This is a genomic window from Escherichia sp. WS2035, from assembly GCF_046487065.1.
Classification (GTDB): Bacteria; Pseudomonadota; Gammaproteobacteria; order Enterobacterales; family Enterobacteriaceae; genus Escherichia; species Escherichia coli.
In genome coordinates this window covers 23,897-46,753 of record NZ_JBJQKD010000023.1, presented here as the reverse complement: position 1 = coordinate 46,753, position 22,857 = coordinate 23,897, and the positions used below count along the sequence as shown (strand labels likewise).

General features: G+C 46.1%; 10 protein-coding genes, 9 pseudogenes and 1 other annotated feature. Of the genes and pseudogenes, 9 read left to right on the top strand and 10 right to left on the bottom strand.

Annotated features, from left to right (window positions below; all coding sequences use genetic code 11):
- Positions 1–211 precede the first annotated feature (211 nt).
- Positions 212–1,165: an omptin family outer membrane protease gene (locus ACJHX4_RS24900; RefSeq protein WP_000280980.1), complete on the bottom strand. Its 954-nt coding sequence runs from the start codon at positions 1,163–1,165 to the stop codon at positions 212–214.
- Positions 1,166–2,417: 1,252 nt separating this feature from the next.
- Positions 2,418–2,641: pseudogene (locus ACJHX4_RS24895) on the bottom strand (integrase core domain-containing protein); the annotation flags it as partial.
- Between the two features lie 138 nt (positions 2,642–2,779).
- Here ACJHX4_RS24895 and ACJHX4_RS24890 point away from each other — a divergent pair.
- Positions 2,780–3,993 (top strand): IS3 family transposase gene (locus ACJHX4_RS24890; RefSeq protein ID WP_182638387.1). Its coding sequence is split into 2 segments (ribosomal slippage): positions 2,780–3,068 and positions 3,068–3,993, totalling 1,215 coding nucleotides; the frame shifts between segments, so codons are not numbered across the junction.
- Positions 3,061–3,177, top strand: a sequence feature (AL1L pseudoknot). Its footprint overlaps the gene before it by 117 nt.
- Positions 3,994–4,140: 147 nt before the next feature.
- Here the strand turns inward: ACJHX4_RS24890 and ACJHX4_RS24885 are convergent.
- Positions 4,141–4,502 (bottom strand): annotated as a pseudogene (locus ACJHX4_RS24885) (integrase core domain-containing protein); the annotation flags it as partial.
- 81 nt (positions 4,503–4,583) lie between these two features.
- On the opposite strand from ACJHX4_RS24885, the pseudogene ACJHX4_RS24880 reads away from it, so the two are divergent.
- The 5 genes and pseudogenes from ACJHX4_RS24880 to tnpA all read left to right on the top strand — a co-directional run.
- Positions 4,584–4,852, top strand: a pseudogene (locus ACJHX4_RS24880) (IS3 family transposase); the annotation flags it as partial.
- A 594-nt stretch (positions 4,853–5,446) separates the two neighbouring features.
- The gene (locus tag ACJHX4_RS24875) at positions 5,447–6,634 is read left to right on the top strand and encodes an efflux RND transporter periplasmic adaptor subunit (RefSeq protein WP_000928804.1); all 1,188 of its coding nucleotides are present in this window, start codon (positions 5,447–5,449) and stop codon (positions 6,632–6,634) included.
- On the top strand, positions 6,631–8,571 hold the full coding sequence (locus tag ACJHX4_RS24870) for a MacB family efflux pump subunit (protein ID WP_000733252.1): 1,941 nt from the start codon (positions 6,631–6,633) through the stop codon (positions 8,569–8,571). Before ACJHX4_RS24875 ends, ACJHX4_RS24870 begins: the two co-directional genes overlap by 4 nt.
- A gap of 3 nt (positions 8,572–8,574) precedes the next feature.
- The gene (locus ACJHX4_RS24865; RefSeq protein ID WP_001312828.1) at positions 8,575–9,945 is read left to right on the top strand and encodes a TolC family protein; all 1,371 of its coding nucleotides are present in this window, start codon (positions 8,575–8,577) and stop codon (positions 9,943–9,945) included.
- A 473-nt stretch (positions 9,946–10,418) separates the two neighbouring features.
- Positions 10,419–10,613 (top strand): annotated as a pseudogene (gene tnpA / locus ACJHX4_RS24860) (IS200/IS605-like element IS200C family transposase); the annotation flags it as partial.
- A 128-nt stretch (positions 10,614–10,741) separates the two neighbouring features.
- On the opposite strand, the gene ACJHX4_RS24855 reads toward tnpA, so the two are convergent.
- The 5 genes and pseudogenes from ACJHX4_RS24855 to ACJHX4_RS24835 form a co-directional block, all read right to left on the bottom strand.
- The gene (locus ACJHX4_RS24855; RefSeq protein WP_000974762.1) at positions 10,742–11,683 is read right to left on the bottom strand and encodes an STM4504/CBY_0614 family protein; all 942 of its coding nucleotides are present in this window, start codon (positions 11,681–11,683) and stop codon (positions 10,742–10,744) included.
- Between the two features lie 234 nt (positions 11,684–11,917).
- Positions 11,918–13,307 (bottom strand): annotated as a pseudogene (locus ACJHX4_RS24850) (ISNCY family transposase).
- Positions 13,308–13,493: 186 nt separating this feature from the next.
- Positions 13,494–13,766, bottom strand: a pseudogene (locus tag ACJHX4_RS24845) (hypothetical protein); the annotation flags it as partial.
- 177 nt (positions 13,767–13,943) lie between these two features.
- Positions 13,944–15,137, bottom strand: a complete 1,194-nt coding sequence (locus ACJHX4_RS24840) for a CobW family GTP-binding protein (RefSeq protein ID WP_000450494.1) — start codon at positions 15,135–15,137, stop codon at positions 13,944–13,946.
- Between the two features lie 1,223 nt (positions 15,138–16,360).
- Positions 16,361–17,589 (bottom strand): IS3-like element IS2 family transposase gene (locus tag ACJHX4_RS24835; RefSeq protein ID WP_088130945.1). Its coding sequence is split into 2 segments (ribosomal slippage): positions 16,361–17,274 and positions 17,274–17,589, totalling 1,230 coding nucleotides; the frame shifts between segments, so codons are not numbered across the junction.
- Between the two features lie 626 nt (positions 17,590–18,215).
- Between ACJHX4_RS24835 and iss the strand changes: the two genes are divergently transcribed.
- Positions 18,216–18,509, top strand: a complete 294-nt coding sequence (gene iss, locus ACJHX4_RS24830; RefSeq protein ID WP_000738422.1) for an increased serum survival lipoprotein Iss — start codon at positions 18,216–18,218, stop codon at positions 18,507–18,509.
- A gap of 83 nt (positions 18,510–18,592) precedes the next feature.
- On the opposite strand, the pseudogene ACJHX4_RS24825 reads toward iss, so the two are convergent.
- Both ACJHX4_RS24825 and ACJHX4_RS24820 read right to left on the bottom strand, forming a co-directional pair.
- A pseudogene (locus tag ACJHX4_RS24825) lies at positions 18,593–18,741 on the bottom strand (Rz1 family lipoprotein); the annotation flags it as partial.
- A pseudogene (locus tag ACJHX4_RS24820) lies at positions 18,701–18,805 on the bottom strand (lysis system i-spanin subunit Rz); the annotation flags it as partial. The pseudogenes ACJHX4_RS24825 and ACJHX4_RS24820, both read right to left, overlap by 41 nt.
- 520 nt (positions 18,806–19,325) lie before the next feature.
- Between ACJHX4_RS24820 and ACJHX4_RS24815 the strand changes: the two are divergent.
- Positions 19,326–20,344: pseudogene (locus ACJHX4_RS24815) on the top strand (integrase core domain-containing protein); the annotation flags it as partial.
- Positions 20,345–21,654: 1,310 nt separating this feature from the next.
- Entirely contained in the window at positions 21,655–22,770 is a 1,116-nt protein-coding gene (gene iroB / locus ACJHX4_RS24810; RefSeq protein ID WP_001318220.1) for a salmochelin biosynthesis C-glycosyltransferase IroB, read from the top strand.
- The last annotated feature ends 87 nt before the right edge of the window (positions 22,771–22,857 follow it).

The window sequence follows — 22,857 nt, the reverse complement described above, 5'->3', positions numbered from 1 at the left end:
ATTTTTATGTCGATAACACTGTGTCGTTATGCATGAAGAGTGGCAGGGCAGCATCTTTAAAAATACAAGAGTTAACAGAAACACTTTTATCGTTGAGCACATATACCCTCCACATATTATAAAAAATCAAAAGACCACCATCAGAAGTGCTGGCCTTTTGTTTATCATATTTAAAGTGTCATGAAAAAGTTAAAAACAGGCATGCTTCAGGTTAAAAATAATACTTCAGACCAGCTGTGGTCATAAAGTTATAGCTTTCAATGCCTGCACCATTTTTGGTGTGATCAGATATATTCAAATTTCTGGAGTACAGAGAAGTATCACCTTTCTTATTAGTAATACGGTTCCATGTTCCTTCGACATAAACTTTAGCTGCAGGTGTAATATAATAACCAGCATGTAGTGAGACAGAGTAATAGTTCTGATTATTTACATCGCTACGATAGGTGATCCTTTTCTCAGGGTTGTAATGCTCATCATTATCCGATGCCTTCACCCATCCGCTATATTTGAAACTCCCCCCGAACTCAAAGCTATCATACCGATAATTACCGGTTAACCCTATATAGGGCATTTTAAAGTGTTGTTTGTAGCCTATAGCTCTTTCACCATCTGGAAATGATCCCGTTTCATCCCGGAAGCCTCCCTCACTACTATAGATATAAGAGCCTCCTTTTGCTGTAAAGCTATAACGATTTTCCTGGTAACCAGCCATAAGACCTAACTGATAGTCTGGTTGATTCAGGAGCCATCCCTTAATATTCAGGTCGAATTCATTAGCAAAATTTAGACGGGTATTCGGATGTTTACTCTCATCAGTCCAGGTTCCGGGATTGCTCGTATCCAGCCAGTCCCTGTCCACCATATTGCCTCCACGACCAGCTAATGTTGTCCACCCTGAGGCACCGACAGATACTCTGGGTAACAGATCCCAGTTAAATGCCCCCTTGACAATTGGCGCATTACTGTATTTCCAGTCCAGCTGGCTGGCTTTGCGCCCTTTTTCTTCAGGCAGATAAACCCGTTCTTTGGCCTTGCCACTTAAAGTGCCAAAATCAATCTCCGTACTGATTTTCTCCGGTGTAAAAGAAAGCCCAGTATCAGAAGCCAGTGCAGCAAACGCTACAGGAGCTGAGAGTGCAGTAGCAAGAATCTTTAAGTACATAGACAAGTTAACTCCATTCCACTCGTTTGTTTTTGATAAATATTTTTTTATTTACTCGTAGTAGTCAACTGAAAAATGCTGTTTTGTTTAACGTTTGTTTACAATGTGGCCACATGTCGCTTTATTTATTCCCTTTTATGTCAGAATATCAGGGGAGTCAGTCAAACCCGGTATGATTACTGCCCCGGTCATCCATGTTCCAGAAAATATCAGGGCATACAGGGCGCTGGTAACTGCGAATAAGGCCCTGGTCGGACACTTTATGCCGGGAACGTCTGTAACGTGGAAACCGGTACCTTCTTCCTGGGGTTATTTTGTTAACTCTTATCTAAAGGGAGACAAAATGGCCAAATCCTGCGATTATGAAGCAATCAGGGTCTTTATTAGCGTTAATGTCGGCAAATATACCAATAACGCCATTACAGTTAATTATTCAGATAGCGTTTGTGCGACAAGACATTACCATTCGACGAAAATAAACTCAGGTGGTTGATATCAGAAATCAACCGTGGCTCCACCTACAAAAAAAGTTGCTGGTTTATAAATCCCTCCTTTCTGATTAATAAGAAAACTAATAACATATGAGTGTGATTACTTGTTCAGATAAGTTAATTATCTTAGTGATTGATATTTATTTTGTTTCAGTGAAAATGATGCTTTTATTAGAAAATTTATAAATACCAAGTCGGTGGTGTTTATTAGTGTAATGGAGGGGAGTGCGTAAATCGTTCATGTAACACTTCCTTCCAATAATACTTTATAAATCAATAGATGTATGATTACTTATTTCCTGAAATATCATATATATTGCTATATTTCTTAACGAGATATTCTTATTTTATTGATAATTGCATCTCTTTTATTTAATGTAAAGCTTTCTTATTAATCTTCTAATGTATTGCAAAATGGTAGATGCTGAGTAATCAACAGACTTGTATGTAAAGTCAAGATTAACGTTGCTAAAGCACGCATCAATTTTCTGATAAAAGGATGGGGTTGTTTTTTTCGATAAAAAAAATTCTTGTCTAACCACTGGTGAAATAAGATTATTATTACCCCGAATTAATACTGAGCCTAACAATAGAATACAAAAAAAACAAAATGCTTTAAATAAGGGGAGCACTATAAGTTATCCTCTTTACTTTATGCTTACCAACTCATTTATGTTACTTTATAACATAACCCATCTTGCGTTGTAAACAGACTCGTTTTAGTTCCATGCACCTTTTGAGATCGTGACCAAATAATGGCGTTAGTGATGTTCTTCCAGTGTCATATGGTTAAGTAGTTGATATGGCGTTCACTGTTATATTCTGACAACCAGTTTGCCGCCAGTTCCCGCTTTTCATCCAGCGTTCTGAACAGACAAAAACCGAGTATTTTTGTTCGGTATGTCCGGTTAAAACTCTCGATAAAAGCGTTCTGCGCCAACTTACCTGATTGGGTAATCTCCAGTTTTACTACATGTTTTTCTGCGCATTACGTCCGTGTTGGATAAAAAAAATCCTGGCCATAATCTATGCGAATCATAGCTGGATAGACATGGTTTTCCGCAATCCTTGAACCGCCCCGGGAATCCTGGAGACTAAACTCCCTGAGAAAGAGGTAAACAGGATGACTAAAAATACTCGTTTTTCCCCCGAAGTCCGTCAGAGGGCGATTCGTATGGTTCTGGAAAGTCAGGGCGAATATGACTCACAGTGGGCGGCAATTTGTTCCATTGCCCCAAAGATTGGCTGTACACCGGAGACTCTGCGTGTCTGGGTACGCCAGCATGAGCGGGATACCGGAGGCGGTGATGGCGGGCTCACCACCGCTGAACGTCAGCGTCTGAAAGAGCTGGAACGTGAAAATCGTGAACTGCGCCGCAGTAACGATATCCTTCGCCAGGCTTCCGCTTATTTTGCGAAGGCGGAGTTCGACCGCCTCTGGAAAAAATGATGCCACTGCTGGATAAGCTGCGTGAGCAGTACGGGGTCGGACCGCTATGCAGCGAACTGCATATTGCCCCGTCAACGTATTACCACTGTCAGCAACAGCGACATCATCCGGATAAACGCAGTGCCCGTGCGCAGCGCGATGACTGGCTGAAGAAAGAGATACAGCGCGTATACGATGAAAATCACAAGGTATACGGTGTGCGTAAAGTCTGGCGTCAGTTGTTACGGGAAGGTATCAGAGTGGCCAGATGCACTGTGGCACGTCTCATGGCGGTTATGGGACTTGCCGGTGTTCTCCGTGGTAAAAAGGTCCGTACGACCATCAGCCGGAAAGCCGTTGTCGCAGGCGACCGCGTAAACCGTCAGTTCGTGGCAGAACGTCCTGACCAGTTGTGGGTGGCTGATTCTACTTACGTCAGCACATGGCAGGGGGTCGTCTATGTGGCGTTCATCATTGATGTGTTTGCCGGATACATCGTGGGGTGGCGGGTCTCATCGTCTATGGAAACGACATTTGTGCTGGATGCTCTGGAGCAGGCGTTATGGGCCCGTCGACCGTCCGGCACAGTCCATCACAGTGATAAAGGTTCTCAGTATGTATCGCTGGCCTACACACAGCGGCTTAAGGAAGCCGGATTACTGGCATCAACAGGAAGTACAGGCGACTCGTATGACAACGCGATGGCGGAGAGCATCAATGGCCTTTACAAAGCGGAGGTAATACACCGTAAGAGCTGGAAAAACCGTGCAGAAGTGGAACTGGCCACACTCACGTGGGTGGACTGGTATAACAATCGACGATTGCTGGAAAGGCTGGGCCATACTCCTCCGGCAGAAGCAGAAAAAGCTTATTATGCTTCCATCGGAAACGATGATCTGGCAGCCTGAGTTCACAGATAAAACACTCTCCAGGAAACCCGGGGCGGTTCACCTACAGAGTACCGCTACCACTTGTGAAGCTGGCAGATTCAGATTGTTTTCAATCGACAACGCCTCATAGTTAAAGTCATCAACGACATTGAACGTGTGAAGTGGTCAACAAAAACTGGCCACCGAGTTAGAGTTTTTCCAGTATCGATTTTCCGATTCGTTTGGGGATAACCCACCGTTATATTCGTGCGGTCTTAGTGCGCTGTAATATCCAACGATATAGACCGTTATGGCGTGAGCGGCCTCGCAGAAGCTTCGTAACCCACCACCGGCATCCATTCGTTCTTCAGACTCCTGAAGAAGCGTTCCATTGGGCTGTTATCCCAGCAGTTTCCGCGCCGGCTCATACTCTGCCTGATCTGGTATCGCCACAATAACTGCCGGAACTGCCTGCTCGTATCGCTGTGGAACATCACCCCGCCGGGCTTACCCGTCCAGATATAGGTCACATCACCGCACCACACCTGTATAGCGGCGTAATCCCCAAAAACGATGCTGGTTGTCAGTAAACAAGCCATGAATGACAGTCGTTCCTGAAATCATAAGACCTGGAGGAGTGTATGCTCCGTCGCAGTAATTACCACGATACGCTTGCAGAATTTTTTCCAGTTACTGAAGCGTGAACGGATAAAGAAAAAGCTCTTCGGAACGCGGGAAAACGCCTCCAACGATATTTTTGAACATCGAAATGTTTTATAACAATAAGCGTCGGCATGGTTCCTGCGAACAGATGTCAACAATAGAATATAAAAACAATTATTATCAACAACTTGGAAGGAGTAAGACTACCCGTGGCGATTCAATATTAGATCATTGATGGAGATATAAATGGCTCACTTTTTATCGGTTGTTGACGATACGTTTATCAAGTATACATGAAAATTTCTTCATACCAGCTATATGAGACGTTAAGACTAATAATCTTACTCCCAAAATGACTATGTTGTTGCAGTTTGGTTTATTGACTCTTGTCTATAGTTCACCGAATGCCAAGATGAGGGAGCGAGGAACTTTACTGTCTACGCCTCTCTTCCTGGTTACAAAGACAAGCGTAAAACTCACCATCCATTAGAACTAAAGGCACTTTCCTGAGCAGAGTTTTCATCTGCAAGATAAAAGCTATTTTACAGCCGTAAAGTCCAGTGAAACGAAAGAGAGGTTAGTGAATTAATTACTTGATGTATTAAAGTATAATGGGCGTAGATAACACCTTAATACGAAATCTTGTCAGGCTTTCCCGGTAATTAGTAATACTGTTGAAACAAAGCGAGAGGGGGTTAGCCCAATTTACGCAAATAAATAATAATCTTGATTATGATTAATTCCAAATAAGTATATTTTTCCAGTAGATGCTGGGCATTAACTAAGAAAACCCAGAATACCACTTTCATTGTTATGGAAAACATGGACAATGTTAATGAAATATATTTCTCACCGCGCCATCATTTGTACCTTGACACTGTTGATCATTATTATCACCGTTTTGTTCACCTTTCTGAGAAGCTCTGATGTGCCAGAATATATTACTGCCCCGGTGCGCAAAGGCGATATAGAAAATTCTGTTCTGGCGACAGGCCGTATTGATGCAATTGAACGGGTAAACGTAGGGGCACAGGTATCAGGGCAATTAAAATCACTGAAAGTGAAACAGGGCGACCATGTGACTAAAGGGCAGTTGATTGCCGAAATTGACGACCTACCTCAGTGTAACGATTTGCGTAATGCCGAAGCTGCACTCAACGAAGTGAAAGCAGAACTTCAATCCAAGCAGGCGCTCCTGAAACAGGCTGAACTGCGTTTTAAACGCCAGCTCCGGATGCTAAGAGAAAATGCCAGCTCACACGAAGATTTTGAGTCTGCGGAGGCAATGCTTGCGACCACTCGCGCTGAATTACATTCTCTGAATGCCAAACTGGTCCAGGCACAGATAGAAGTAGATAAGAAAAAGCTTGCCCTTGAATATACGCGAGTCGTAGCGCCAATGGATGGAATTGTTATTGCCATTGTCACTCAGCAAGGGCAAACCGTTAACTCAAACCAGAGTGCCCCAACAATTATTAAACTCGCTCGTCTGGATGTCATGACCATTAAAGCACAGATCTCCGAGGCTGATATAACCCGTATTTCTGTGGGGCAAAAAGCCCGCTTCTCTATCTTCTCCGAACCGGACAAGCACTACAGCGCAACACTGCGTGCCGTTGAACTGGCACCAGAATCGGTAATGAAAGATGACTCTCTCGCCAGCAACACTTCAGCATCAGGCTCCGGAACTTCAAATGCGTCCGTTTATTACAATGCTCTATTCGATGTGCCTAACCCAGAAAATCGACTTCGTATTGCCATGACTGCTCAGGTTACCCTGATTACTGATGAAGCCCAAAATACACTGCTGGTACCCATTCAGGCAGTGCACAGAAATGAGGGGAAGAAGCAACAGGTCCTGGTGCTGGCAGCAGATGGCAGGCTGGAACCCCGGAATGTGAAAACTGGTATCACGAACAGCGTGGATATTCAGATCCTCGAAGGTTTAAATGTCGGAGAAAATGTCGTGCTGTCGCTGCCGGATAAGAAAGAGCCCGAAGAAAGGATTATGCTGTGAAAAAACTTATTGAGTTAAAAGGGGTTAGCCGAACTTATGGCAACGGAGATCAAACGCGGACCGTCCTGAAAAATGTCGATTTGACAATCGTTGCTGGAGAAATGGTGGCAATCATTGGAGTCTCTGGCTCAGGCAAATCAACCTTAATGAACATAATGGGTTGCCTTGACGTACCCAATAGAGGTGATTACTACATCGACGGACAAAATGCCGCCTGTCTTTCACCCGATGAGCTGGCTAGAGTGCGCCGGGAACACATTGGCTTTATATTCCAGCGCTACCATTTGATACCTGATCTTAGCGCACTTGGTAACGTGGAGATCCCGGCCATTTACGCCAACAGCGAACGCGACAGCCGTCGGCAACGTGCAACGGCGTTGCTGGGCAGACTGGGACTGGAAGGACGTGAGCATCATAAACCTTGCGAACTTTCAGGCGGTCAGCAGCAACGCGTCAGTATTGCCCGAGCACTGATCAACGGTGGAAAGATAATTTTGGCGGATGAGCCAACTGGTGCTCTGGATTCGCAATCCGGGCAAGAAGTGTTAGCCATTCTGAATGAACTTAATCGACGTGGTCATACTGTAGTAATGGTGACCCACGATATGAAGGTCGCCCGGCACGCAAAGCGAATCATTGAGCTGTGTGATGGCGAAATCATCGCTGATAGTGGAGGTTGCGTATCTGCGACGGAAACACTACCAAAAACCAACAGAATCCGGCAAAGCTATTGGAAAACACTGCTCGATCGAACGCGTGAATCGATGCAAATGGCGCTAAAAGCGATGAAGACGCATCGCTTACGCACCACGCTTACCATGATCGGGATTGTTTTTGGTATCGCCTCCGTTGTCACTGTTGTGGCATTGGGTGAAGGAGCCAGGCAAGAAACACTGGAAGAGATTAAAAGTCTGGGGACAAACGTGGTCAGCATTTATCCCGGGCAGGATTTGTTCGATGACAGCATTGAGAGTATTAGAACATTGGTACCTGCTGACGCAAATGCACTGGCGAAGCAAGGGTTTATCGATAGCGTCAGCCCGGAAGTTAGCGCTTCAGACAACATTCGTTTTCTGGGTAAATCTGCGATAGCGTCCATTAACGGCGTTGGGCGGGAACATTTCCGGGTAAAAGGTATTGAGTTGTTGCAAGGGACTACTTTTAGAGACGATCGCAACGCTCTACAGGAAGTTATTATCGATGAGAATACTCGTAAGGCCATTTTCGACAACACAGGGTTACAGGCTCTGGGGCAAATAGTCTTTCTTGGTTCTGTACCAGCACGAGTGGTTGGCATCGCTAAAAGTAACAACCGTAGTGATGCATCAAATCGCATTACTGTGTGGATGCCTTACAGCACGGTGATGTACCGTATTGTGGGTAAACCAGTTCTGACCGGTATTAGCGTCAGGCTAAAAGACAATGTGGATAACGAGGCTGCAATCAGCGCTATCTCCCAACTATTAACCCGGCGTCACGGCATAAAAGACTTCCAGCTTTATAACTTTGAACAAATAAGAAAGTCTATCGAACACACCTCAATGACCTTCAGTATTTTAATTCTTATGGTCGCATGTATCTCACTAATGATCGGCAGTATCGGGGTGATGAACATCATGTTGATTTCTGTAACGGAACGAACTCATGAAATTGGCGTACGAATGGCGGTTGGCGCGAGACGCAGCGACATTATGCAACAGTTTATTATTGAGGCCGTATTGGTTTGCCTGATTGGTGGCGCACTCGGTATTGCACTGTCGTATATCACAGGTGCGCTCTTTAACGCTCTGGCGGACGGGATATTCGCAGCTATATATTCGTGGCAGGCTGCTGTTGCTGCATTTTTTTGCTCAACCTTAATCGGCATAATCTTCGGGTATCTCCCAGCCCGCAAGGCAGCAAGGATGGACCCGGTTATTTCACTGGCCAGCGAATAATATATGAAAATTTTATCATCGTTGACTTTATGCCTTATCACCGCACTCTGTTCAGGTTGCACAAACGTGCTGAAAAGTGACTATCGCGCTCCCGAAGTGAACTATCCCATCAACTGGACCAAGGGCGATGTGGACGGAAATACATCCCCGTTTGACTGGGAAGAATTTAACGATCCTAATCTCGATAACTGGCTTCACCTGGTGATGACAAGTAATAACGACATAGCTATAGCTGCACTGCGGATACATCGGGCGCAGCTGGATGCGGAAAGAACAGGTATCACCAATACTCCTGCACTAAAGGCGGCACTGAGTATGGACGGAAAAAAACAGCTGAATAACTCGTCCGGCTGGGCAAAAAGCGGTTCTGCCAGCCTTGGCACCAGCTATGAGCTGGATCTCTGGGGAAAAATTGCCCGTCAGCGTGATGTTGCTGAGTGGGCAGTCCATGCCAGTGAAGAAGATTTTCGCTCCGCGCGCCTGATGCTGCTTTCAGAGGCCAGCAATAATTACTGGCGTATCGGTTTTGTAAATCAACAAATTACCACCCTCCAGCAGAGTATTGACTATGCAAAAGAGACGCTGCGTCTGGCCGAGGTTCGCTATCGTGCAGGAAATATCTCGTCGCTGGATGTGATTGACGCGCAGCAAAACCTGCTCACGCAAGAGAACCAGCTTACAGGGCTACAACGAGAACATTCACAGCTACTCAATCAGCAGGCCGTTTTGCTCGGCACCGTGCCCGGTTGCCAGATAGTCGAGCCCACAACGCTGCCAAAAGGAAGCCTGCCTAAGGTCAATGCGAATATTCCTGCCAGCATACTGATGCGCCGGCCTGACATAAGTGCTAAAGAGTGGCAGTTGCGTGAGGCGCTAGCTACGGTTGATATCAAGCGTAGCGAATATTACCCCACCTTCAACCTGACAGGCGCTTTGGGTACCAGCAGCGCTTCGCTACTGGCATTACTGCATAATCCGGTCGGTTCCGTAGGCGCTAACCTGACGCTACCGTTCCTGGAGTGGCGACAGCGGGACATAGAGGTAAAAATTGCCCGTAACGATTACGAACAGCGAGTGCTGGAGTTTAAACAGCTACTTTATAAGGCAATGAGCAGTATAGAGGACGCGCTTTCATTTCGTAACCAGTTGCTGCTTCAGGAGACAAGACTCAGGGAAGAACTGGAACTTGCACGTAAGTCAGAGTGGTTAAACGAAGTTCGTTACCGGCATGGTGCAGTACGTATTTCATTCTGGCTTGATGCTCAGGAAAAACGTCGTCAGGCGGAGCTGCGACTGGATGAAAACCGCTTCAATCAGTTGCAGAATCTAGCAAAAATTTATCTTGAGTTTGGCGGGGCATCAACCTTTCCTTAAGTCTAATTGGGGACAACCAGGAGCAATAAGGAGTGAAAAATAGCCACAGCTGAAAACACCATAGCCATTGACATTTGAGCTTTACCTGCTCTTGAAAACAAAAAATCACTGTTAAGCGCAATGCTATTCACTTCAGCAGAGCAGTATTGCGTGTCACGAGCATGTTTACCATTCTGTGTAAATATCTTTTCTTAAAAGTGATCATCAAAGCAGTCATCAAACTCGATAAATATCCACCGGCATAGCGTAATGCCGAGCAATTAAGGATCAATTGACCGCTCCTTAAACTGCGGCACTATAACGGCTTCTACAACAGGGAGCCGTTTTCTTGTGCATAGAAAACCCCCAGCTAGGCTGGGGGTTCCGGAAAGCTTTCAGCTTTGAGCCAGTTATTAAAACCCCTTTTGATTTGTTAAAACACCTTGCGGTCTGGCAACTGCAAGTGTCAAACAAGAAATCAAAAGGGGGTCCCAATGGGGAACGAAAAGAGCTTAGCGCACACCCGATGGAACTGTAAATATCACATAGTATTTGCGCCAAAATACCGAAGACAGGTGTTCTACAGAGAGAAGCGTAGAGCAATAGGCTGTATTTTGAGAAAGCTGTGTGAGTGGAAAAGTGTACGGATTCTGGAAGCTGAATGCTGTGCAGATCATATCCATATGCTACAATGTTTGTCAAAGCTCAGTGAAAATGTCTAATCACTGGCTCATTATAAATGTCCATATATTGAAAAGGCCGCTGCGAAAATCCCTCCCGCAGCGGCCTCTTTAGCATAACGTCATTATGCGAACCATCACTTAATGTTCTTCTCGCATTTTAAGAGAAATAGTAAATTTGTAGCAGTAAGATGAAGCATATAGCTTACCAATTCTTCCGGAACCTCTTTAATATCAGCTCCTTGCCCATGACCTGCATTTTTGTTTCTGATGGTTGGAATTCCTGTTTCCAGCATTGTTTTCAGACTTGTGAACTGGCTTTGTAAATATGCCGGAATTAAATTTTGACTTAAACAGCTATTTATTAGTTTTGATGCTGTATCATTAGGACTATATTTCCAGTTATTCTTATCATGTATTGCTTTCATTATACTTTCAAATGATTTCAGACAATCATTTAGACATTCTTTATAACGCTTATGCCTGTAATGCTCATGCGCAGCAAGGAATTCATCATTGGCGCCTTCAAACAAGGGTTCTCCACTTAAAAGAATCAGGGTTGGCTTTACGACATCAGCATGAATCAATTGAGAGTCTATCCTTATTATCTCTTCAGATTCAAACTGATAACCAACCCCATGTTCTCTAAACCTTTCATTTAGTTCAATAACTGCATCTCCAGGACTTTGACTTGTTATGTCTTTGAATTCATAATGGTTTTTCGCAACGTGGCTCACTAGTATCTGGAAGCATATTTCTATGAAATCTAGGCATTTCTCTGTATTTCTCTCTTTAAGGAAAAAGTCGACAAGAGCGTCAAAGTCATTCTTTGCAAATTCCTTCAAAGAAAAAACACCATATTCCTTAGAAAGTATCTCATGGATATATGCATATACTTTGTCAGCTTCATTTCTATACGATGTGTAGCGTTCATTAGAAGAGGGGAAGCCGATAGAATCAGTTATTATTTTAATTATTTGCACCCTGAGTGCATGTGGAATATTGTTATATTGATATACGTCATTTACTTCGCCACGAATTTTTCTTTGTCTCTTAGAATAAATATTAATAATTGCCATGAAATAGCCTCAAGATTTTTTTACATGCTGTTCTGTGATACTTGCTGTTTGGCTCTTTGCACCGCGAAGCGGTTCGGGGTTCTGTGACACCCGAATTTTACCTCGGTTTCCTTTGTATATAATATCATTGAAGTTATTTGCATTTCTCAGAAATCTTCTCTGGCTTTGATTGCAATAGCCGAAAGATAGCGCACACATCGCCGTTGGTCAGTTAGTACGAGGTTTCCGCCAAGTTCACCTTTTACCAAAGATGGCCTCAGAGCTTCCCTGAAGCTTTATCATGGCTTCAAGTAGGTCATCTTCGTTCAGTGAGCGCTGAGATTTGTTGATGCTAGGGGCGTGCCGTCTGCGGGAAGGCTCATCACCAGAACAAGGTAACGATTGTGAGCGATTATTGTCCCGTTTTCTCTGGACCTGACGGGCAACATCCAACACATGGCCAAGTCTCTTGTTATCTACAATGGCGACGGGATCAACCTCAGAAAGCCGGTCATAGGTGGAGTAGGGCAGCAGCACGCCATTTAGTCGCAGCTCCTTATGTCCGTCAGGATAATGCCAGACATCAATATACTTGCCGATGGCTCTTCGACTGTACTCGTTGTCCTCAATCAGATAGAGCATTTTATCGTATTGTACAGTCAGATTTTTTGATACCCGGCGAGGCTCTCGCTAGGTAAATTCTGCATCAAGGTCATCGTCTAATGCCTGCGGCCGGTGCGCGTTAAAATCATGCAAGGGTTCTTTGGCAAAGCGCCGGTTATAATCCTTCTGCAAATGCATTGGCCGCTTCTATTGTACAGATCCCCTTAAGCCTGAGCTCCTTAACGAGTCGGTCCTGAAGTGTCAAATGAGCACGTTCAACGCGGCCTTTTGCCTGGCTGGTTTCAGCACACAAAGGAGTAATATTAAGGCAGCGCATGGCCCTGGCAAACTGGGTTTCGCCGGGGCCGGTGGTGGCGTGCTTATTATTGACTCTGAATACGCTGGCTTTATCGCTGTAGAGGATCATCGGTTTACCGTATTTCTCGATATAGCCACGTGTAGCTTCAAAATAGGTAAATGTGGACTCAGATTTCACAAACAGCAGGTGCATCAGGCGACTGGTGGCATCGTCAACATAGACCAGGGCAGAACAGGGTCGACCCCGGTTTTCAAACCAGTGGTGGTCGCAGCCATCAATTTGTATCAGCTCGCCAGTACAAGGACGCCGGTAACGAGGCTGATGAATTTTCGGTGCGCGTTGTCTGCGGGGAATCCAGAGTCCGGCCTTTATCATGAGACGTCGGATGGTTTCCTTTCCAAGGACCAGACCGTGAACTTCCTCCAGCTTTTCCCGCGCTAGCGTGGGGCCAAAATCACGGTAGTGCTCCCGGATTATACTGAGTGCCTGATCTGTCAGTGACGCTGGCAACAGACGGTTACCAGTGCGGCCACGACTCTGGTTGTTCATGCCAAGCGGCCCATACTGGCGATAACGTTTGAGCAGACGGCTGCAATGACGTGGCGTGATGCCCAGCATTTCGGCAGCCTGTCCAGGACGGATATTGCGATCGATGACATCCTGAAGGATTTTGAGGCGATTGATTTCTTTCACGGTGAACATTCCGGCGTCATTTATAGCCATAGAAAACTCCTCATCAGGAAAAAGTGAGTCGTTGTCTAGACATAGGGATCTGAGAAACTATAGCCTGGACATTCCTAATGAGCCACAAATAGACATTAGCATTGAGCCTCTACAATGTTTGTGCGCACAATCTATCTTATGTTAAATAACATTGAATATTAACTTACTTCATGAAGCTTACTGCTTCTATTTCCACTTCTTTTTCTTATTAATCGCTCCCCTAATCCACGCATTCATCTGCTCTACAGGCTCTAAAATATTTTTTCTGAGTACTGAGCACAAACTGCTCCATAAAAAACAGACCACAAGTTTGGGCATGATACTGATGTAGTCACGTTTTATTGTTTTCATGAAGCTCTCTGCTATTCCATTACTCACCGGACTCCGCACCGCCGTGTTCTTCGATTTAAGTCCCAACATCCGAGCGAACTGGCGTGTTTCATTAACCCGGTAGTCAGAGTCAGCGGTCGAAAGACCTCCCAGGTAGCTACTCTGCATACCCACTATAATGCAACTATTCTCGTGACGTGTGTTTCAGCTCTCCCCCGGCTATGATACGAGATGGTATGGAGAGCCCTTCTGGGGCCACTGCCTGCACCAGATGCAACAGGAAGCCTGATATGAATGCAATTTCTGTCAGGACAGGCGGGTAACTTTCTGTGGCCATGGATCAGGGAATACTCCACCCGACATCCACCACTGAATTTCTTCTTCAGTCAACAAGCAAAGGGATAAGGCATGTGTAAAATCATTAACTTCAGTGGCATTGCCAATGATAGTCAACTGACAGCAGCGATCGCCAAATCGCCCAGAGGCTGTGTCGATGTGTCGCTGTAGCGCTGAACGTTCTTCACGAGTTAAATTATTGTCAGTATGTTCCAGTACTCCAGCTTTCCAGTAGCCAATGAGCGCCAGACTGATGCTTCCTGCTGACTGATTCCAGAGCAGGGCAAGATCATCTCTCCCGGGGAGCCAAAAAAAACCTTTACTGCGATAAACGCCCATGCCCATAAAGCGGTGACAGGTATCCCATAATCTTTGCGGATGGAATGGCCTGTCGTCCCTGATGACGCGCCATATAAGTTCCTCATTGTTGCACGGAGTATCCATGTTTCCTACAAGTGCTTCCAGTTCACTGATGAGTAACTCAACACGGTCAAAATTGTAGTCCGGGATCGCCAGTAATGTGCTCAGTTCAATATTTCCCCATGATACCGCGAGCACATCCACGGAGGGGTTAAGTGGGTGTATGGCTTTTGCCACAGCGGAGATAATGTCAAAGGGCAGGCGGTCATTTCTGGTCAGCAGCAGCCTGTTGCAGAACATGATTTGCTCGGCCAGCAAATTCTCCAGGCCGCGTTTGTTATGCCGGAGATTTTCCTGAAGAGTGGGGATCAGTTTTTTCCCATCATTGTAATCTTCATGGAGCATGACAGTATCAACGAGTGTTAAAAACGCCTTCAGGCGTACACGTGAATGGCGACGCAGGTATTTGACCAGAGGAAGCGGATGACTGCTTCCGGAGGTTTCAATCAGCATCACATCCGGCTTGTTGTGATCAAGCAGGTGGTTAATTGCGAGATCCATCTTTTTGAGGCCTGCGGGGCTGCTGATGCTGTCTGCGGTGATACTTACGAAATTATTGTCTTTTGCATCTACAATATCTGTGTTGGCGATCAGCACGCCGTCCACATCCAGTTCGCTCATGTCATTGACTATGACAGAGACTGAAAGCTGTTTTTCGTGTGCCTGTATGAGCAGGTTTTTCAGCAGAGTGGTTTTCCCTGCGCCGAGGAAGCCATTGAGAATGATGACAGATGTTGTTTCCATATCAGCAGTACACCAGTTAGTTAGCGAGGAAGGCGCTTGGTGGTACAAAGAGCATCCGGATTGAATCGCATAACGTCGACGGGAGTTGTTGTCGTTTTTCCTGTGAGGTCTCAACCTGCCACAGAACGCACCGGACTTATTGGTATTTAGTCTCCATCAGCATAATTATCACCATTTTTATCTCCGGGGGAAGATTTGTTCTGAACAGGAGTGGGAGGTGTGACCTCCTGAAAGTAATTACAGATTGCTAGTTGTTGTATTTTTATTCGAATATGTCTCTTCGTATCAGTGATAGCACCTAGATAAAGTATATTCCGGGAGCGTTATCTGTTCTAGATATCAGAGAGTCAGTCATTTGTAAAAAAGAGAGCTGCATCATTCTATTTTTCCTGTCTATTCACCCTGTTGTCGTATCTAAAAGACATCCGTTCCGAGGATGTCGGGCACCCGTTCTGTACTAAGATACATAGCTTTTGGGTCTGCACTATTTGGAACCGACAGAAGTCTGTCTGTGATATCCGCATTTTTCTGTGTGCGATATATTCCGAAAAACTTCAAACCACTTAAAAGAGGTGTTTCCGGAGGATAAGTTCGACCAGGGAATAGTGTTTCCTGGTAAGTGTGGCGGAGCCAGTTCACCAGGAGTATCTTTCTTATCCAGTTATACTGGATTTTATTAGATGATCACCCTACCCTGCAGCAGTACGCTGACGGTGTTTTTTTGGGAGAACCATTATGAATAACGTCATCTTTGATTGGTATTTATCTAGGCAAAAATTCATTCAACGTCCACTGCCAAGATGCAACAGGCAGAGTCCTTAACTGTCAGAATCCAAGTGCTCGAAATTATTCGAATTCCTTACTAATTCCTCCTACACAACTATTGTTATGGAAGCTTGCGAAGATGCTCACTATATGGCACGGAAATTTTCGGAAATGCGTCATAAAACAAAGCTAATACCTCCTCATTTTGTCCAACCCTTCGTTAAAATTAATAAAAATGATTTCTTTGAGGCTGAAACCATATGTGAAGTTACATCAAGCCATCAATGAGATTTGTAGCATTAGGAGCTGAATCCCAGCAGAGGATTCCACTTTTCATCCGTCGTTGACAATGGCCTTGAAAAACGCCGTTACTCACCGTTCTCCTTCACGGTAATACGCAGTTATAGTTGCAGAGCAATGTAATGGATCTTTTATATTAAGAAATTGTGGATTTGCCCCTATATTTCCAGACATCTGTTATCACTTAACCCATTACAAGCCCGCTGCCGCAGATATTCCCGTGGCGAGCGATAACCCAGCGCACTATGCGGATGCCATTCGTTATAATGCTCGAACGCCTCTGCAAGGTTCTTTGCTGCCGTTAACCCGTCTGGTTTGGGCATGATACTGATGTAGTCACGCTTTATCGTTTTCACGAAGCTCTCTGCTATGCCGTTACTCTCCGGACTCCGCATCGCCGTGTTCTTCGGTTCAAGCCCCAACATCCGGGCAAACTGCCGTGTTTCATTAGCCCGGTAGCATGAACCATTATCCGTCAGCCACTCTACTGGAGACGCCGGAAGCTCGTTGCCGAAGCGGCGTTCCACCGCTCCCAGCATGACGTCCTGTACTGTTTCACTGTTGAAGCCGCCCGTAGTAACCGCCCAGTGCAGTGCCTCACGGTCACAGCAGTCCAGCGCGAACGTGACTCGCAGTTTTTCTCCGTTATCACAGCGGAACTCGAACCCGTCAGAGCACCATCGCTGATTACTTTCTTTCACAGCCACTCTGCCTGTATGTGCCCGTTTCGATGGCGGTACAGCAGGTTTTCGCTCAAGCAACAGCGCATTCTGGCGCATGATCCGGTAAACACGTTTGGCATTGATCGCAGGCATACCATCAAGTTCTGCCTGTCTGCGAAGCAGCGCCCATACCCGACGATAACCATACGTGGGCAGCTCTCCGATAACATGGTGTATACGGAGAAGCACATCCGTATCATCAGTGTGACGACTGCGGCGGCCATCCATCCAGTCATCGGTTCGTCTGAGAATGACGTGCAACTGCGCACGCGACACCCGGAGACAACGGCTGACTAAGCTTACTCCCCATCCCCGGGCAATAAGGGCGCGTGCGCTATCCACTTTTTTGCCCGTCCATATTCAACGGCTTCTTTGAGGAGTTCATTTTCCATCGTTTTCTTGCCGAGCAGGCGCTGGAGTTCTTTAATCTGCTTCATGGCGGCAGCAAGTTCAGAGGCAGGAACAACCTGTTCTCCGGCGGCGACAGCAGTAAGACTTCCTTCCTGGTATTGCTTACACCAGAGAAATAACTGGCTGGCTGCTACACCATGTTGCCGGGCAACGAGGGAGACCGTCATCCCCGGTTCAAAGCTCTGCTGAACAATTGCGATCTTTTCCTGTGTGGTACGCCGTCTGCGTTTCTCCGGCCCTAAGACATCAATCATCTGTTCTCCAATGACTAGTCTAAAAACTAGTATTAAGACTATCACTTATTTAAGTGATACTGGTTGTCTGGAGATTCAGGGGGCCAGTCTAAGGTGCACGAATCCTAGAGGCAGAATGTTTCTCCACATGCTTGTGGAGAAACCGCCGCATTTTGCCCGTTCTGTACGATACACCGTAGCCAGAGATAAGATATTCTGTTGCTGTATGCTACATACATTACACTATACGAAATCAGGTCTGTTCAATCAGTAAGGAAATAAACGGACAAACGTTATGTAACCCAGACAGAGATATATTGTCTGGGAAAATAGTGGCTTTTGTGGCGAAAACTAGTAAAACAGCAACCCGAACCACTTGATGTGCATCGTTTTTGATTATTCCCGTATACTCTTGCAGAAGGAGTTCTCCGTCGGGCTACTGTCATGGTTAATGCGGGGAATATGGCGACAATACAACACACCTAAAAGAGTAATGGACAGATGAAGCGGTTTATTCATTTCCCATGATTCTGAGTACCTACCAAGTCTGAGTAACCACTTTTATACTTTTAATTTTCGTTCATTTAGCTATCGTTTAATTATTATCACATAGGATTCTGCCGTTTTTAACAATGCAGGATAATAAGATGAAAAAAATGTTATTTTCTGCCGCTCTGGCAATGCTTATTACAGGATGTGCTCAACAAACGTTTACTGTTGGAAACAAACCGACAGCAGTAACACCAAAGGAAACCATCACTCATCATTTCTTCGTTTCGGGAATTGGACAAGAGAAAACTGTTGATGCAGCCAAAATTTGTGGCGGTGCAGAAAATGTTGTTAAAACAGAAACTCAGCAAACATTCGTAAATGGATTGCTCGGTTTTATCACTTTTGGCATCTATACTCCGCTGGAAGCCCGGGTATATTGCTCACAATAGTTGCCCATCGATATGGGGAGCTCATCTGCACTGTTCATTAATATACTTCTGGGCTCCCTACAGTTGTTTTTGCATAGTGATAAGCCTCTCTCTGAGGGAGGAAATAATCCTGTTCAGCGATGTCTGCCAGTCGGGGGGGCTGCATTATCCACGCCCGAGGCGGTGGTGGCTTCACGCGGGGATGGGCAGATTGATCTGATATGCAACCGACGACGACCAGCGGCAACATCATCACGCAGAGCTTCATTTTCAGATTTGGGCCACCTTTTGATTTCTCGTTTAACTTTTGCAGTCACCAGACTGTGATTTATTTTAACAAATCAATAGCTTTCATAAAATTCTCGAAGCTGAAAGCTTAACTGAACCAACCAGCCTGGCTGGTGTTTTCTAAAGACAAAAAGGCCATCAGCAAAACACTGATAGTCTGAATCACCTTTATCAATCATGTATGAAGAAAATATGCGCAATTAGTTGACAGTGATTATCATTTTCATTAAAAAGAGCGCGTAGCATTCTTATTTCATGAGGAAATTTACCCGCCAACAACCTGAGTAGCGAAAGCTGTTCATCCCCAATATTTTTGCTGGCGGGTTCTTTTTTCTACTGTCCTCCTCCCCAGAGGAAGCATTCCCATTAATCATTACTGGCGAGGAGGCAAGAGAAAAAGTCGGTTCTTTGTCCCTAAATAACAGCATCATTTCAGTCCATGCAAAATCTGATTTACCAGCTCACATAATAACCTGATGATACACAGTGTAAGTTCACAGAGATATTGCAATTGCCTCCGGATAAGTAAGGGGAGATTGCACTATGCAAATGCAGCACCTGAGGTTGGCTATCCTAAGCAGCCGATTATGCGTTGAGGCTTTCAGTGATGGCTGATATAGCAACAATGAGAATGAAGGCTCTGCACTTCTGGGATAAACACGGTATTTCTGCAGCTTCTGAAGCCTTTGGCGTATCCTGCCGCACGCTTTACTGGTGGCGTCAGTTACTGATCAAGGGAGGACCTGAGGGGCTAATCCCGCACAGTAAGGCACCTCTGGTGCGACGAAAAAAGCACTGGCATCCCGATGTGCTGAAAGAGATTCGACGCCTCAGGACAGAGCTGCCGAACCTCGGTAAAGAGCAGATTTTTGTTCGCCTGAAGCCCTGGTGCGCATAACGCCATCAGACCTGCCCGAGTGTTTCCACCATCGGCAGAATGATCGCCACCGCACACGATAAAATGCGGATGATACCAGTACGTCTGAGCTCGCGGGGTAAGGCTCTGCTTGTCAAAAAGCGAACCACCACCCCCCCGCAGGCCAAAGCACTACCGTCCGGTAAAGACAGGAGAGCTCATTGGGATGGACGCCATTGAGCTCAGAATGGGTGAAATGCGTCGCTATATCATTACCATGATCGACGAACACAGCGATTATGTACTGGCGCTGGCTGTGCCGTCGCTCAACAGTGATATCGTCAATCACTTTTTCAGCCGTGCAGCCCGGCTGTTCCCTGTCGGTATCAGCCAGATCATCACAGATAACGGGAAAGAGTTCCTGGGAAGCTTTGACAAAACGCTGCAGGAAGCCGCCATCAAACACCTCTGGACCTATCCCTACACGCCAAAAATGAACGCTATCTGTGAACGTTTTAACCGGGCATTAAGAGAGCAATTCATTGAATTTAATGAAATTTTACTCTTTGAGGATCTGGCGTTGTTTAACCTGAAACTGGCGGAATATCTGGCGCTGTATAACAGCAAAAGACTCCACAAGGCGCTCGCACTAACGACGCCCGTGGAATATATTTTAAAAGAGAACAAAAATTGCAATATGTGGTGGACCCATACACAGCAAACGCACAGGCCGCCCCGGTTGGGTAGATATGTGGGATGGCTGGTTCAGACTTCAGGATATGGTTGAGGCTGGTGATGAAGTCTCTTTATCAGGAGATCTGATCAAGAGACAGCCGCGCAGGGGGATTCACTATGCTGGATTCTTTTAACAAATTCTCCGCTAACCAAAAAATAGACTTTTTGCATTCGTAAATGCGTTAAGAGATAATTTTTAAAGTTCCATCAATCTCCCGGCCAGTTCGTCTCGCGGCATTACTCACTATCCGCACAACTTCAGTAAGATCATGACTTTTTCAATCGTTATCTGTTGACCAAGCTTTGAAACCACTAGCGTCCCGTCAACCTGACCTGGAATCGTCGAGAACCGCCCATAGTTGTGAATTGGCTAGAGTGTGATGGAAAGCAACGCTAAACGACCTAGTCACACATTCTCTTTTCCCTAACAATGACCATTTAGTGAAATAACGTATCCAAAATGATGACGTGAAAGCCTGATACTGGCAGCGAAAAGCCGAAAAAACTCACCTGGTCAGGAGCAAAAATCGGATTATTCGCCAACAGCGTAATATCAGCAGTAGTTCTCGACACGCTTGCGCTATAGACAGAGGATGAAACGCTGCTGGTCGGAGTTCTCTATACATTTTTGGCGACGGCAGAACCGCTCACCAATGCCTTAACGTCTATCAGCCTTCCGGTGAGTTGGAACAGCATGCTCAGCGTTTGCAAGATATTCTCCACGGTCTGTAGCAGCGTAGGTTTCAATTTAAATATCCCCAGATAGCCCTCTGGGAGCTTCCCTTTTTATTAAGTTTTAATTACCGTTGCAATAGTTAAATGATATTGGTAATTATTATCATTAGCATTTGTGTCTGTGTTGTTTCTGGTAAGGCTGAAAGGGAACAAACATCGCCTGTACAACGGCGTTTTTACTTACAGACCAGCGAAGGCGAGACTATCAGGATGATGCATCGTGTGTCTAAGAAATCACGGTTCTTTCCAGATTCGTTGTTCGGTCTAACACTGCACAAATGCGTCAGAACATCCCGGCGTAGCTGTCCGACGCCATTTGGGCTGTTCAACAGGACAATGGCGCGTAAGCGTTAATGGAAGTGGGGATACGGAGTTCCCTGTTCACCTGTGTATGTCACGGAAAAGTCTCTGACTGAGCTGTCCATAACGCTGGTGAAGCACAAATGGCGCAGCATCTGGTAAAGCAGGTTTAACGAAAAGTCGTGTCCTGCTGCTGGCATATGAGTGCGTCGACTGCCTGATTTAGATCGTCAAGCGGAGAGGGATTTTCTCATGCGTATTTTGTTTGTAGGCCCGCCTCTCTATGGGCTGTTGTATCCTGTGCTGTCTCTGGCGCAGGCATTTCGCGTTAACGGTCATGAAGTGCTGATCGCCAGTGGAGGACAATTCGCACAAAAAGCGGCAGAGGCCGGGTTGGTGGTGTTTGACGCCGCACCCGGTCTGGATTCCGAAGCTGGTTACCGCCACCATGAGGCACAGCGGAAAAAAAGTAATATCGGAACCCAAATGGGCAACTTCTCATTCTTCAGCGAAGAAATGGCCGACCATCTGGTGGAGTTTGCCGGACACTGGCGGCCTGACCTCATCATCTACCCTCCGCTCGGAGTCATCGGGCCGCTGATTGCCGCCAAATATGATATACCGGTCGTGATGCAAACCGTAGGCTTCGGCCATACCCCCTGGCATATCAAGGGTGTAACGCGTTCGCTCACGGACGCCTATCGTCGCCACAATGTGGGGGCCACACCACGTGATATGGCCTGGATCGACGTAACACCGCCGAGTATGAGCATTCTGGAAAACGACGGTGAACCCATTATTCCGATGCAGTACGTCCCGTATAACGGTGGCGCGGTGTGGGAACCATGGTGGGAGAGAAGGCCCGAGCGTAAACGTCTGCTGGTGAGTCTCGGCACTGTCAAACCGATGGTTGACGGCCTTGATCTAATCGCCTGGGTTATGGATTCTGCCAGTGAGGTCGATGCCGAGATCATCCTGCATATTTCAGCCAATGCGCGGTCCGATTTGCGCTCGCTGCCGTCAAATGTTCGCCTGGTTGACTGGATACCCATGGGTGTCTTCCTCAACGGCGCAGATGGTTTCATTCATCATGGCGGAGCAGGCAATACCCTGACAGCGCTACACGCTGGTATTCCACAAATCGTCTTCGGCCAGGGAGCCGATCGCCCGGTAAATGCCCGCGTTGTTGCCGAACGCGGCTGCGGGATTATCCCTGGCGACGTCGGCCTGTCGAGTAACATGATCAATGCTTTCCTCAACAATCGCTCACTTCGCAAAGCCTCTGAAGAGGTAGCAGCGGAAATGGCGGCGCAACCCTGCCCAGGTGAAGTGGCGAAAAGCCTGATCACAATGGTACAGAAAGGGTAACCACTACACCTTCATGATAATCATATGCCAGCACCCATCCAGGAGTCATGCATCCATAACAATGCGGGACCGGAGCGTGCTGGCTTT

Coding starts and splice junctions, on each gene's coding strand:
- ACJHX4_RS24900 (WP_000280980.1), bottom strand. CDS start 1,165: ATGTACTTAAAGATTCTTGCTACTGCACTCTCAGCTCCTGTAGCGTTT.
- ACJHX4_RS24875 (WP_000928804.1), top strand. CDS start 5,447: ATGTTAATGAAATATATTTCTCACCGCGCCATCATTTGTACCTTGACA.
- ACJHX4_RS24865 (WP_001312828.1), top strand. CDS start 8,575: ATGAAAATTTTATCATCGTTGACTTTATGCCTTATCACCGCACTCTGT.
- ACJHX4_RS24855 (WP_000974762.1), bottom strand. CDS start 11,683: ATGGCAATTATTAATATTTATTCTAAGAGACAAAGAAAAATTCGTGGC.
- ACJHX4_RS24840 (WP_000450494.1), bottom strand. CDS start 15,137: ATGGAAACAACATCTGTCATCATTCTCAATGGCTTCCTCGGCGCAGGG.
- iss (WP_000738422.1), top strand. CDS start 18,216: ATGAAAAAAATGTTATTTTCTGCCGCTCTGGCAATGCTTATTACAGGA.
- iroB (WP_001318220.1), top strand. CDS start 21,655: ATGCGTATTTTGTTTGTAGGCCCGCCTCTCTATGGGCTGTTGTATCCT.